Origin of the sequence: Croceicoccus ponticola (assembly GCF_004004515.1) — a bacterium.
In the GTDB taxonomy this organism is placed as follows: Bacteria; Pseudomonadota; Alphaproteobacteria; order Sphingomonadales; family Sphingomonadaceae; genus Croceicoccus; species Croceicoccus ponticola.
In genome coordinates this window covers 489,216-501,885 of sequence record NZ_RXOL01000001.1, presented here as the reverse complement: position 1 = coordinate 501,885, position 12,670 = coordinate 489,216, and the positions used below count along the sequence as shown (strand labels likewise).

Sequence of the window (12,670 nt, the reverse complement as noted above, 5' to 3'; positions counted from 1 at the left end):
ATCCGGGCGTGCATGGACGTCCGATTGCAAGGGAGCAACCGATGATCCTTCACAATGCGACAGACCGGGTTCGCCGGTTCTTCAGATCGTTCCGGAAGGATACGAGTGCCAATGCCCTGATCCTTGCCGCCTTTGGTGCGCCAATGATCGTGGGCGGGGGCGGCTTCGCGGTCGATTTCGCGCAGTTCTACTTGTGGAAGCGCGAGCTGCAGTTCGCAGCCGACCAAGCGGCGATCGCGGCGGCATGGGAACTCGCCAATGAACCGCTCAGCACGACCTTCGTCGCACGCGGCCTTACCGAATTTGCTGCGAACGAGGCGGTGACGAAGGATATCAACACCACGCCATCAATCGTCCGTTCAAATTACGCAGGCGAAATCGGCAACGCCGTTTCGGTGCGGGTCGACGCGACGCGGATGCTGCCCTTCACCAGCTATTTCACCGGTGGGGCGACGACGGTTTCTGTCTATGCACAGGCGGCATTCACCGGGGGGCTCGTCACTACCGAATGCCTCAAGGCGGTCGATCCGCACGATGGCGGCACCATCACGTTTAATGGCAACCCGGTCTTTACCGCGGGCTGCGGCATTGCCGCACTGTCGGATTCCAAACGCATCTGCGTCGATCAGGATGACGGTTCTTCGGGGTTTGACTCGTCAGGCACCTGCATCACCCAGTGGGAAGGCGAGGACGCGATCATCGCCAACGGAACTCCGATAATCGAAGCCGGCACGATTGTTACCGCGGGCACCGTCGATGACGAAATCGAAGAGCTGACCGACGATATCATCATCGAAAATTTCGGCCAGTTGTACGACCAGTTTGCCGATATCGTTCCGCCGATCGACAAAGTTACGAATGCCGGAACATATGCCTGCAAGTCCGTCGGCAACGGCAAGGGAAACACCTCGACCCCCGGCAAGACTATCGGTGTCGCCACACCCGGCATCTTCGCCGGTGGATTGCAGGTCAGATGCGACACGACTTTCCAGTCTGGCATTTACGTCATCAAGGGTGGCGTGCTGGACATCGGCGGCAATTACAACACCATCGGCACGGACATCCTGTTCATCCTCACCGACGGCGCAGGGGTAAAGATCGTCGGGACGTCACAGAACGGCGCGTCAAATCAGGTGAACCTGCAGGGCATCACTTATGACACGCTGATCGGATATGGGGTCGATGCCGAAACGGCCGAAGCCATCACCGGAATGCTGATGTACGAAGATCCGGAATCGCCGGGCTTCAACCCCGTGGGCGAAGGTCTTGGCAACAAATTCGCTGGCACCTCGAACACATGGATCAGCGGCACGATCTATCTGCCGAAAAGCACGCTGAGCCTGGCGGGTACGGCCAATGTGGCCAATATGTGCCTGACGATCATCGCCAACAAGATCAACATGAACGGCACGGTGAACATGACCGACTTCTGCCCCGATGGGTATGCGCACGAAGAAGTCGTGTTCCTCGGCACCGTCCGGCTTGTCGCATGAGGTCCGCCATGAAATCCGCCATGAGAACCATCGTCAGACCGATTGCGCGGTTGGCCGACACATTCCTGCGTGACGATGGCGCCTCGACCCTGATCGAGACTGCGTTCGTCGCACCTGTTTTGATCGCCATCACCCTGGGTGGCGTGGAAGCCGGGGCGATGTACGCGCGCCAGACGGAACTGCAGCAAGTGGCGTCCAATGCGATGGAGATCATCCTGACGTCCGCGCCCAAGACCGAACAGGAAGGTGCCGCAACGATTGCGCAGGTAAAGCAGTATGCCGCCGCAACGAGCGGCTTGCAGGTCGTGTCCGGCAGCACCCCCGCGGTCGGTCAAATTGCAGTCTACAAACGCTATCGCTGTGGCAACAACAGCCAGCGTCAGGCGGAATACGGCTGCTCCAACACCTCCCAGTCGATCAGCACGTTTGTCGTGGTTTTCATGCGCGAAAATTACTCACCGGTATGGCGCAATTTCGGCATCGGTGAGGACCTGGAATTCAACGTCAAGCGCACCGTCCAGATCGGATAGTCTCATGCAACTTTTTCTCACCCGCCTCCAAAAGGATGATCGCGGCGTCTCGGCGATCGAGACGGCCATTCTATTGCCTGTATTGGTGACGATGCTGATCGGGGTGCTGCAAATCGGGCTTTATCTTCAGGCACAAAACGCGGTGCGTAGCGTGGGCGGCGAGATGAGCAGGTTCATGACGGTCGAATCGCAAAAGCATAATCAGGTGACAAATCAGCAGATCGAAGACACAGCGCTGGGCATCGCCGTGTCAGCGCCCTACATCCTGAAAAGCTCGCAACTCGACATCGAGGTCGCAGACAGCACGGTCCAGAATATCGACCGGGTCCGTCAGGTCGACGTCAAGATGAGCTATACCGTTCCCAACATCCTTGGCTTTGCCGATTGGGACGTGATGACCATCGATTATACCCGCAAGGCTTTCATTCCGCTCGAACCACCGGCAAGTTGAGCAAGTTCAGCCGAATTTGTGGAAACCCGATCGCCTGAAACCCGATCGCGTAAAGCACGCAAAAGGCCCGCCACCAGCATCATGCCGGAAGCGGGCCTTTTGTCGTGAGGCATCAGTGGCCGAAGATCAGTTCCGGTAGCAGACCTTTTTCGCGCATTCGACGATGCGCGATGCATTGATCAATGCCGCCTTTTCAAGGTTCGCGGCATAGGGCAACGGCACGTCCACATCGGTTACGCGCAGCACCGGTGCATCCAGATCGTCGAAGCCCTGCTCCATGCAGACGGCTGCGATCTCGCTTGCGATCGAACACGTCGGCCAGCCTTCTTCGGCTACGATAAGGCGATTGGTCTTCTTGAGGCTCGCCAAAACTGTCGCGGTGTCGAGCGGACGGATCGTACGCAAGTCGATGACCTCGGCATCGATCCCCTCACCCGCCAGCGTTTCGGCCGCTTCCAACGCAAGCCCGACGCCAATCGAGTACGAAACGATGGTGACGTCGTTGCCTTCGCGCATGATGCGAGCCTTGCCGATGGGCAGAACCCAATCGTCCATTTCGGGCACATCGAAGCTCTTGCCGTACAACAGCTCGTTTTCGAGGAAGACAACCGGGTCATTGCTGCGGATCGCGGCTTTCAGCAGGCCTTTGGCATCTGCTGCATCATAAGGCGCGATAACGACCAGGCCGGGCACGCTGGCGTACCATGGCGCATAGTTCTGCGAATGCTGCGCGCCGACCCGGCTGGCCGCGCCGTTGGGGCCGCGAAACACGATCGGGCAGCGCATCTGGCCACCCGACATGTAGTTGGTCTTGGCCGCCGAGTTGATGATGTGGTCGATCGCCTGCATCGCAAAGTTGAAGGTCATGAATTCGACAATCGGACGCAGGCCGCCCATCGCCGCGCCGGTGCCGATACCGGCAAAACCGTATTCGGTGATCGGCGTGTCGATCACGCGCTTGGGCCCGAATTCATCGAGCAACCCTTGCGTGACCTTGTAGGCGCCCTGATACTCGGCAACCTCTTCGCCCATGACGAAGACGCGTTCGTCGGCGCGCATTTCTTCGGCCATTGCGTCGCGCAATGCTTCGCGCACCGTGTTCGACACCATGGTCGTGCCTTCGGGCATTTCGGGTTCGATTGCGACCGGAGCGGCGGACTTGGCCGGCGCGGGCGCGGCAGCTGCCGGTGGCGCTGGTTCTGCCACTGCCTTTGGAGCTTCAGGGGCAGACACGTCGGAACCGTCACCGTTCAGCACGGCGATGACGGTGCCGACCTTCACGTTCTCGGTCCCGGCCTCGACCATGATTTTGCCGACCGTTCCTTCGTCGATGGATTCGAACTCCATCGTTGCCTTGTCGGTTTCGATTTCGGCGATGATATCTCCCGGCGACACTTCGTCGCCTTCCTTCACCAGCCACTTGGCAAGGGTACCCTCCTCCATGGTGGGAGAGAGCGCGGGCATCTTCAGTTCGATCGACATCAGTAAGTTTCCACCAAAACGTCGGTGTACAGTTCGCTCATCTCGGGTTCGGGCGAGCTTTCAGCAAAATCGGCAGCTTCGCCCACTTGCGCACGGATCGATTTCTCGATCTCCTTGAGCTTCGCTTCATCCTTGCCGCGATTGAGCAGTTCGGCCTTCGCGGCTTCGATCGGATCATGCTTATCGCGCATTTCGTTGACCTCGTCGCGGGTCCGGTACTTGGCCGGATCGGACATCGAATGCCCGCGATAACGATAAGTGTTCATTTCCATGAGCACCGGTCCGCCGCCCGAACGCACATGCTCCAGCGCGACTTCGGCTGCGCCGCGCACGGCCAACACGTCCATGCCGTCGACATGCATTCCCGGAATGCGGAAAGCTGCGCCACGACGGTGGAAATGCGTCTCCGCGCTCGACCGTGCGGTGCTGGTGCCCATCGCGTACTGGTTGTTTTCAATCACGAACACGATCGGCAACTGCCACAACGCGGCCATGTTGAACGTTTCGTAAACCTGCCCCTGGTTGGCTGCGCCATCGCCGAAATAGGCAAGGCAAACACCGCCATCTTCGCGGTACTTGTGCGCAAAGGCCAGCCCCGCGCCCAATGGCACCTGCGCGCCGACAATACCGTGGCCGCCGTAGAACGCGTGTTCGGTGCTGAACATGTGCATCGAACCGCCCTTGCCCTTGGAGATGCCCGCCTGACGCCCGGTCAGTTCGGCCATGATAACCTTGGGATCGATGCCATAGGCGAGCATGTGCCCATGATCGCGATAGCCGGTGATGACGCTGTCCTTGCCCTCTGCCAGTGCGGATTGCAGGCCCACGGCGACCGCTTCCTGTCCGATATAGAGGTGGCAGAACCCGCCGATGAGGCCGAGGCCGTACAACTGGCCTGCCCGTTCCTCGAACCTGCGGATCAACAGCATCTGTTCGTAGAACGTCAGCAGCTCGTCGTCGCTGGCCTTGTACGAGCCTTGCTTTTCGAATTTATCCTGCAACGAACGCAGCGCGAAATCGGGATCCTCTGTCGGGGCCGTCACGGCAACAGCCGACGCGTCACCCTTCGATTTCAAGGTAGCCAATCGATACACCTCGTGTGTCTGGTCCCGCGCGCGAGGGAGGGAGAAGGTGCGCGCGTTCGACCTTTCGTATAAGGGTGGTCGGGCCCGACAGACAAGAACAGAAATCGCCGCACCCGACATCGACCGAGGTTTATTTCCGCCTGTGTCGATTTGCCCACGCATTGGACGCGCGGTAAACTCGTTCATGAGAATGGTCACCCGTTGGCGCATACGCCCGGGCAGCGTACAAACCCGGCAAACACTCAATCTTCGCGGGTAACGACAACCTCGTCCGGGTGCGCAACGTTGAGATTGCTGCGCAACAATTCACCGACGAGATCGGGATCGGCGTTGCCCGGGTCGAGCAGTTCAACGCGGTTGGCGATGTGAGCCCGCTTTTCCTGCAACTCCAGCAATTGCGCTTCCCGCTGCTTGAGCACACGGGCAGATTCGCTCCACGCCCTAACCCCTGTCGGGCCGACAAGCGCCAGAGCGCCCAGCACGATCATAGCGCCGACCGCGACAACACGGCCGAGCCGGCGCTTCGGCAAGTGCGGACGCGCCGCGACCTTGCGACGCCTACCCAGCTGCATGAGGTTGTTTCCCGACATATGTTAACCAGAATCACAAAACCGCGCGCCACACAAGACGCGAACGCACCTGTTTTGCTGTGGTGGACAAGTATTCGGACGAATTGGTGGAAAAACGGCTCGAATTTCCACGAATGGTTATGGGCAAGGCAACTTAGGGGCGACCCTCTGGTCATCCAGAACCTAAGGACAGCCGCCGTCTCGCAGCGGCTACAGCCGTTCAGGGCTTCGGGGCCAAACTCAAACAGGTCCCGCGACAGGATTGTCATTCGCGGTCCCACATCCTAAACGAGCGCCGAGTGCGCCCGTAGCTCAGCAGGATAGAGCATCAGATTCCTAATCTGGGGGCCACAGGTTCGAATCCTGTCGGGCGCACCAACCTTCCCTTTCCAATTGTCGCTAATGCGTCGCGACTTGGCGGCGGGTCGCGAATTGCAGGTAGACGATGCAACTCGCCAAAGCGGCAAAGTAACACCAGACAGACGCGAACCATGTTTCGTAAATCAGGCGCGCGACGATCGAAGACCCGATCAGCACGGCCCCGAATATCCGAACCATGCGATGGCTGCTCATCAGCGGGGCAAGGCAAGTTGCGATGAAATATCCGGCAAAGGCCAAGGTCCTGTAGCCATGCGGGAAATGGTATTTAACGTGCGCCCCCATGATTTCGGCCCAGACCGGATGCGACACAAGCGCGATCAAATAGAACAGGCCGGTCGCAACACCGGCGATGACAGGAAGCAAGATTTTCCAGCGTGGCGAACCGAAAGGCTCGATCAATGCGACCGCGATCGGCACAAAAATTGGCCAGATGACATTGGCAATGAGCAGATAAGCCACGGTCAAGCCATGCGTGGTTGCTCCCCCAGCCAAAAGACCGAGCCACAGGCCACCTTCCACCAACTGCTGCACACCGAAGATCACGGGGATCAACGCAAAGGGCAGTTCGGTACTGGTTGCGGCCCGGCGAACCGTCACCGCCCCGATGGCGAGAAGCGCTGCGCCTGCGGTGAAACTGGCTGTTGCCGAAAAACAGATCGCACTTGCCCCCATAGGGCGATCGATCTCGTGCCGAAGCTGAAACATTGCCGGCATGCGCGAACAAGCGCCGTTCGAATTGTGCGAATAGTCACAGAGAAACGCCGCCTCGGCAATCTGTGATTTTTCCAGGCACTCGAATAGCGTGAGCGCAAAGTTCGGTCGTCGTCGCAAAAATACTCGAGCGATGCGCCCCGCGCGGGAGCGCTCTGCGCGTTCAGTTCACGATATCGGGTGGGGCGACCGGGAAAGGCAGGGGCGTGATATCCACCCCTTCGTCGATCAGATCCTCGATCTCGTCGGTCGTGGCCTGACCGTGGATCGCCTCTGCTTCGCGTTCGCCGTAATGCATGGCCCGCGCCTCGTCTGCAAAGCCGCCGCCGACCCATCGTGACTTTTCCAGCGCCGCCTTCTGCATCCGCACAAGCGTCTCGACCGCCATCCGCATTTCCGGCGTTACCGTGGCGACTTGGGCGACTGGCACAGGGGCGTCCGCTTGCGACTTTTCGGCGGTTTCGACGCGCATGTCCGGCACCTGATTGCCCTTGCGCCCAACGGCCGGTGCCATCACCGCCTTTTCGATATTCGCCGAACCGCATTCGGGGCAAAGCAACAGACCATTGTCCTGCTGACGCTCAAAGTCCGAGGATGACCTGAACCAGCCTTCGAAACGGTGGCCGTTATTGCGGCAAGATAAGTCGAAAACGATCATTCCGTGGCCGAGTTAGGGATTTTCCGCCGATTGGCAAGGCTGGGTAATTGGCGGCGCACTTCAGCGATGCGGGCGAGGTCTATTTCGGCAAAACCAAGTCCGGGTCCCTCACCGCCAATATCCAACAGGATTTCGCCCCACGGATCGACCACCATCGAATGACCGTAAGTGCGGCGCCCGTCTTCGTGTTCGCCGACTTGTGCGGCGGCGATGACGAACGCGCTGGCTTCGATGGCGCGGGCGCGCAGCATGATTTCCCAGTGGGCCGCCCCGGTCGGCACGGTAAACGCCGCCGGCAAGGCAATGGCATCGCAGCCCCGGTCGCCCAATTCGCCAAACAGCGCGGGGAACCGCAAGTCGTAACACACCGCAAGACCGAGAAGTCCGATAGGCGTCTGCGCGGTGACGATTTTGCCGCCTGCGGCATAGGCGTTCGATTCCCGCCAGCTTTCGCCCGAATCCAGATCGACATCAAACATATGGATCTTGTCGTAGCGCGCCGCGATGCCGCCGGCTGGATCGACCAGAATGGAACGGTTGGCCCAACGCTCGTCCGGCCTTGCAACGGCCAGCGAGCCTACGGCCACCCAGATACCCGCTTCCGCCGCTGCGTCGCGCACTGCGGAAAGCACGGGATCGTGCTCCTCTGCCACGATGTGTCCGGCGGCGCGCGGTCGCTGCCGGTCCAGCAGTCCCGACATTTCCGGCGTGAACAGCATCTTCGCCCCGCCCAGCGCTGCCTTTTGCACCGCATCGACCAGCGACGCGGCGTTGGCCACGGGATCGATGCCGGTCGACGCCTGGTGAAGCGCGATGCGGACCGATGACGTCACAGGCGAAGCATGGGATCGAGCTTCCCCGCCCTGTCGAGCGCCGAGATCTCGTCGCTGCCGCCGATCGCGACATCGTCGATGAATATCTGCGGCACGGTGCGCGCACCCGGCTTGCGTTCAACCATCTCGGCCCGCTTGGCACGATCCATCGTGGTATCGTATTCGACGAACTCGACGCCCTTGGACTGAAGAAGCGCAATTGCCCGATGGCAATATGAGCAACCAAACTGCGTGTAGATTTCCACCTTGGGCGCGCTGTTTGCTTCGGACACTCGGTTGCTCCATCAATTGCTTCGGGGTTGTTGCGTCACGACATCGTCGCGCCCACTTGAACCCGCCCGTTCGCCATCCCAGATGAGGTGCGGTCGGGCATGCCGCAAGGGTGCAGGACCGATATCGTTGGCAGGATGGCCGGGTGCCGCAAGGGCCGGGTCGCAAGACTGCCGTGAATTGCTTCTTATGGAGGATTTGCCAGATGAACCGTCTCGATTTTACCCCCTACCGCCGCACGACTGTCGGATTCGACCGCCTGTTCGACCTTCTGGAGAACAATGCGCGCGCGAACCAGGGCGACAATTACCCGCCCTTCAACATCGAACGTCGCAGCGACGATACCTATCGCATCACTCTCGCCCTCGCCGGTTTCAAGCCAGAGGATATCGAGATCACCGCCCAGCAGAACCTGCTCATTGTCATCGGCCGGAAAGCCGAAGATACGCAAAAGGGCGAGTTCCTGCATGTCGGCATTGCGCAGCGCGGGTTCGAACGCCGCTTCGAACTGGCGGATTTCGTGCTGGTGAAAGATGCCCGGCTCGCCGACGGCCTGCTTGTCATCGATCTTGAACGCGAAGTGCCCGAAGCGATGAAGCCGAAGAAGATCGCGGTCAACGGTGCCAAATCGTTGAGTGTGGTCGAAGCGAGCGATGAGCCCGACAGCAAGGACGGCGCGGAAAAAGCCGCCTGATCTCTTGGAATAATACATAAAAACAGGCGCGCTCGGTCAATCCGGGCGCGCCTTTTGTGTATTTCAGCCTGTCTGAATAATTTGGGGGCGAACTTTCGTCCGCCCCCACGACGTTGCCGCCGTTATGCCCCCTGGGATGACCATCCGGGTCGCAGAAAGATAGTCACCCCCGGGAAGCAAGCCTTAATAACATTTCTTACATTCGTCGGCGACAGTTTAATTATTTGTGTCCAGAAATGGCAATTCGACACTTAGCGCGGTGCTAACGATCGAATTTCAATTCAACTGCGCCTTTGACAAAACCATTACCCAACATGCCGTTTCAATCGGCACCCGTCCATACTGCGACGCAAGGGTTAGCCCGATCGGCTTAACATTTATTATAGTGGCGTCGCTATCGGATAGGGATGCCAGGAGGCAAGGGTTTTCGCGAAAGATCGCAGAATTCTGTACTATCGTATCAGACGAGACGCGACTGTTCGAGCGCCGCACCGATGAAACCGGCGAACAGCGGATGCGGATCGAACGGCCGGCTTTTCAGTTCGGGATGGAATTGTACGCCGATAAACCATGGATGATCAGGACGTTCGACGATTTCAGGCAGCAAGCCGTCTGGCGACATGCCTGAAAAAATCAAGCCACCCTGTTCCAACCGGTCCTTGTACGCGGCGTTCACCTCGTAACGGTGGCGATGGCGTTCCGATATCTCGGTCGAGCCATATAGCGCCGCCGCACGGCTGTTGCCCGATAGCGCCGCCTTGTACGCACCAAGCCGCATCGTGCCGCCAAGATCGCCACCCGCTGCCCGCTTTTCGAGACCTTCTGCCGTCATCCATTCGGTGATGATGCCGACCACGGGTTCGTCCGTATCGCCGAATTCGGTCGACGACGCCTTGGCGATGCCGGCCGTGTTGCGGGCGCCTTCAATGCAGGCCATCTGCATGCCGAGACATATGCCAAGGAAGGGTACGTTACGTTCGCGGGCGAACCGGACGCTGTCGATCTTGCCCTCGCTGCCCCGCGTGCCGAAGCCGCCGGGGACGAGGATGCCGTGCATCGGTTCGAGCTGCGCAAGGATGTCGCTGTCGTCCTGTTCGAACAGTTCGGCATCGATCCAATTGATGTTGACCCTCACCCGGTTTGCCATGCCGCCATGGACGAGCGCTTCGTTCAGCGACTTGTAAGCGTCGGGCAGGCCGACATACTTGCCGACGACCGCGATGGTCACTTCGCTTTCGGGATGCTCGTACCGATCGACGATATCGACCCAGGTCGAAAGATCGGGCGTCGGCGCCTGCAGGTTGAAGTGGCGCAACACTTCGTCGTCGAGGCCTTCGGTATGATACTGCAGGGGCACCGCATAGATGCTGCTGGCATCCAGCGCCGGGATCACCGCTTCGGGCCTGACGTTGCAGAACTGCGCGATCTTGCGTCGTTCGCCATCTGGCAGCGGCTGTTCGCAGCGGCACAGCAGGACATCCGGCTGAACGCCAAGGCTGGTGAGTTCGCGCACCGAATGCTGCGTCGGCTTTGTCTTTAGCTCGCCCGCCGCCTTGATATAAGGGACCAGCGTCACGTGGATCGCACAGGTATCCTCGCGCGGCAGTTCGTTGCGCAGTTGGCGGATCGCCTCGATAAAGGGCAGTCCCTCAATATCGCCGACCGTGCCGCCGAATTCGCAAAGGACAAAATCGAGCCCGTCGGTATCGGCCAGCGCGAATTCCTTGATCGCGTCGGTGACGTGCGGAATGACCTGCACCGTCGCGCCCAGATAATCGCCGCGCCGCTCCTTGGCGATAATCTGCTGATAGATCCGGCCCGAGGTGATGTTGTCGCCCTGATGCGCCGACACGCCGGTAAAGCGTTCATAGTGGCCCAGATCGAGATCCGTTTCAGCCCCGTCGTCGGTCACATAGACCTCGCCGTGCTGATAGGGGCTCATCGTGCCCGGATCGACATTCAGATAGGGGTCGAACTTGCGAATCCGGACCTTGAAGCCGCGCGCCTGCAACAATGCCGCGAGGCTTGCCGCCATGAGACCTTTGCCGAGCGAGGAGACCACGCCGCCGGTGATAAATATGTACCGCGCCATGGGAGTCGGGCCTTAATCAATAAAGGTGCATTGCCGCAAGCGATGCGGGCACCTGTTTTCACAACAATCTGAAAAGTCGAGTGGCGCGCCCGGCTAAAAAGGGCGCACCCGGCTCAAGCCTTATTCCCCGGCCGCTCCGGCCAGCGGGTCGTCGCTGACGGGTGTGGCAACCGGCGGTGCGCCCGGTGCAGGCTCTGCCTGAACGCCGGACAGCGGATCGGGACCGGCTGCCCCGGGCAGGCTGCGATCGAGCGACGTGTCGACCTCGACACCCGAAGTGGTGCTGACCGAAACGGCCGCCAACGCGATCGAGAGGATTACGAACACGGTCGCCAGGATCGTGGTGGCACGAGTCAGGAAGTCCGCCGCGCCGCGTGCCGACATCAGGCCGGACGGGCTGCCGCCCACGCCGAGGCCGCCGCCTTCGGATCGCTGCATCAGCACGACACCGACGAGGCAGGCACCAACCAGCGCCTGAACCACCGTCAGGAACAGAAATAACGACATGACCAGCTATTCTTCCGTCAGAATTATTCGATTGCCGCCGCCCTTACGCCCTGTAGCGCAGGGGTGCAAGGCGCGGTTCGGCACGAGACCCGTTCAGTCCTGTTCCGCCGCCGCGACGATGATGGGGACAAAGCCATCCGCTGTCAGGCTTGCGCCACCGACCAGCGCGCCGCCCACTTCGGGTACGGCCAGCAATTCGGCCGCATTGTCGCCGTTCACGGAACCGCCGTAGAGGATGCGGACCGCCCCGCCCTCTGCCTCGCCATACTTGTCGACCAGAACACCGCGCAGGCGTTTATGCATGGCGGCAACGTCGGCGACTTGCGGCACGCGGCCCGTACCGATCGCCCAGATCGGCTCGTAAGCCACCGAAAGCCGCTGGCACCCGTTGGGCAGCGAGGATGCAAGCTGGCGGGCAACGATTTCCTCGGCCTCGCCCGAATCGCGCTGATCCTCGGTCTCGCCGACGCAAAGGATCACGCCCATTTCGATGGCCTGCGCCGCTTCGGCCTTGGCCTTTACGTCGCCATTCGTTTCATGATGGTCGGCGCGGCGCTCGGAATGTCCGACGATGACGAAATCCGCACCGGCTTCGCGCAGCATCGATGCCGACAGATCGCCGGTATGAGCACCCTTGTCGTCGGCATGGCAATTCTGCGCGCCGACGCCGATGTTCGTCATGGCTTCGCGCATCGCGGCGATCAGCGTGGCGGGCGGGGCAAGCGCCACTTCGACCTTGGGCAAGCGCTGGGCAGCCCTGTCGATCGCTCTTGCTTCGGACAATGCGGCACGCATGCCATTCATTTTCCAGTTGCCGACGATGTAGTAACGCTGGCTCATGAGCCCCTCTGTTCTTCCTGCGACGCCCCGGGTGCGATCCTGTCACCCAAGCGGGGCGGCGGCTACCCCATGCG

14 protein-coding genes and 1 tRNA gene are annotated in these 12,670 nt (G+C 60.3%); 5 read left to right on the top strand and 10 right to left on the bottom strand.

Going from position 1 to position 12,670, the window contains the following annotated elements; all coding sequences use genetic code 11:
• Nucleotides 1-41 precede the first annotated feature (41 nt).
• Genes EKN06_RS02430 through EKN06_RS15550 form a run of 3 tightly spaced genes read left to right on the top strand, consistent with a single transcriptional unit; the run spans nt 42 to nt 2,474 of the window.
• Nucleotides 42-1,493: a pilus assembly protein TadG-related protein gene (locus tag EKN06_RS02430; protein WP_127611270.1), complete on the top strand. Its 1,452-nt coding sequence runs from the start codon at nt 42-44 to the stop codon at nt 1,491-1,493.
• A gap of 20 nt (nt 1,494-1,513) precedes the next feature.
• Nucleotides 1,514-2,023, top strand: a complete 510-nt coding sequence (locus tag EKN06_RS02425; RefSeq protein ID WP_164843904.1) for a TadE/TadG family type IV pilus assembly protein — start codon at nt 1,514-1,516, stop codon at nt 2,021-2,023.
• A 4-nt stretch (nt 2,024-2,027) separates the two neighbouring features.
• Nucleotides 2,028-2,474 carry a TadE/TadG family type IV pilus assembly protein gene (locus EKN06_RS15550; RefSeq protein WP_164843903.1) on the top strand — a complete coding sequence of 149 codons (447 nt, stop codon included), beginning with the start codon at nt 2,028-2,030 and terminating at the stop codon, nt 2,472-2,474.
• Nucleotides 2,475-2,600: 126 nt separating this feature from the next.
• Here the strand turns inward: EKN06_RS15550 and EKN06_RS02415 are convergent, their stop codons facing one another.
• The 3 genes from EKN06_RS02415 to EKN06_RS02405 all read right to left on the bottom strand — a co-directional run bounded on the left by EKN06_RS02415 (nt 2,601) and on the right by EKN06_RS02405 (nt 5,613).
• Nucleotides 2,601-3,956, bottom strand: a complete 1,356-nt coding sequence (locus EKN06_RS02415; RefSeq protein ID WP_127611267.1) for a pyruvate dehydrogenase complex E1 component subunit beta — start codon at nt 3,954-3,956, stop codon at nt 2,601-2,603.
• Nucleotides 3,956-5,032, bottom strand: coding sequence for a pyruvate dehydrogenase (acetyl-transferring) E1 component subunit alpha (pdhA, locus tag EKN06_RS02410; protein WP_420810778.1), 1,077 nt, complete (start codon nt 5,030-5,032; stop codon nt 3,956-3,958). Before pdhA ends, EKN06_RS02415 begins: the two co-directional genes overlap by 1 nt.
• Before the next feature lie 251 nt (nt 5,033-5,283).
• On the bottom strand, nt 5,284-5,613 hold the full coding sequence (locus EKN06_RS02405) for an FtsB family cell division protein (RefSeq protein WP_127611265.1): 330 nt from the start codon (nt 5,611-5,613) through the stop codon (nt 5,284-5,286).
• A gap of 298 nt (nt 5,614-5,911) precedes the next feature.
• Here EKN06_RS02405 and EKN06_RS02400 point away from each other — a divergent pair.
• Nucleotides 5,912-5,988: transfer RNA gene (locus tag EKN06_RS02400), tRNA-Arg, on the top strand.
• 21 nt (nt 5,989-6,009) lie between these two features.
• On the opposite strand, the gene EKN06_RS02395 is transcribed toward EKN06_RS02400, so the two are convergent.
• The 4 genes from EKN06_RS02395 to grxC all read right to left on the bottom strand — a co-directional run bounded on the left by EKN06_RS02395 (nt 6,010) and on the right by grxC (nt 8,465).
• Nucleotides 6,010-6,705 (bottom strand): DUF6629 family protein, encoded by a 696-nt coding sequence (locus EKN06_RS02395; protein ID WP_164843902.1) that lies wholly within the window; start codon nt 6,703-6,705, stop codon nt 6,010-6,012.
• 160 nt (nt 6,706-6,865) lie between these two features.
• Complete coding sequence (locus EKN06_RS02390; protein WP_127611263.1) at nt 6,866-7,360, bottom strand: DUF1178 family protein; 495 nt, start codon at nt 7,358-7,360, stop codon at nt 6,866-6,868.
• On the bottom strand, nt 7,357-8,193 hold the full coding sequence (locus EKN06_RS02385; RefSeq protein WP_127611262.1) for a carbon-nitrogen hydrolase family protein: 837 nt from the start codon (nt 8,191-8,193) through the stop codon (nt 7,357-7,359). The genes EKN06_RS02390 and EKN06_RS02385 overlap by 4 nt, the downstream gene beginning before the upstream one ends.
• The gene (grxC, locus tag EKN06_RS02380) at nt 8,190-8,465 is read right to left on the bottom strand and encodes a glutaredoxin 3 (protein WP_127611261.1); all 276 of its coding nucleotides are present in this window, start codon (nt 8,463-8,465) and stop codon (nt 8,190-8,192) included. The genes EKN06_RS02385 and grxC overlap by 4 nt, the downstream gene beginning before the upstream one ends.
• Nucleotides 8,466-8,668: 203 nt before the next feature.
• On the opposite strand from grxC, the gene EKN06_RS02375 reads away from it, so the two are divergent.
• Nucleotides 8,669-9,157 (top strand): Hsp20 family protein, encoded by a 489-nt coding sequence (locus tag EKN06_RS02375; RefSeq protein ID WP_127611260.1) that lies wholly within the window; start codon nt 8,669-8,671, stop codon nt 9,155-9,157.
• Between the two features lie 460 nt (nt 9,158-9,617).
• Here the strand turns inward: EKN06_RS02375 and EKN06_RS02370 are convergent, their stop codons facing one another.
• From EKN06_RS02370 to tpiA, 3 genes are all read right to left on the bottom strand, one after another.
• A complete protein-coding gene (locus tag EKN06_RS02370; protein WP_127611259.1) occupies nt 9,618-11,249 on the bottom strand; it encodes a CTP synthase in 1,632 nt (543 codons plus the stop codon).
• A 120-nt stretch (nt 11,250-11,369) separates the two neighbouring features.
• Nucleotides 11,370-11,756, bottom strand: a complete 387-nt coding sequence (gene secG, locus EKN06_RS02365; RefSeq protein ID WP_127611258.1) for a preprotein translocase subunit SecG — start codon at nt 11,754-11,756, stop codon at nt 11,370-11,372.
• A 93-nt stretch (nt 11,757-11,849) separates the two neighbouring features.
• On the bottom strand, nt 11,850-12,596 hold the full coding sequence (gene tpiA / locus EKN06_RS02360; RefSeq protein ID WP_127611257.1) for a triose-phosphate isomerase: 747 nt from the start codon (nt 12,594-12,596) through the stop codon (nt 11,850-11,852).
• Nucleotides 12,597-12,670 lie beyond the last annotated feature (74 nt).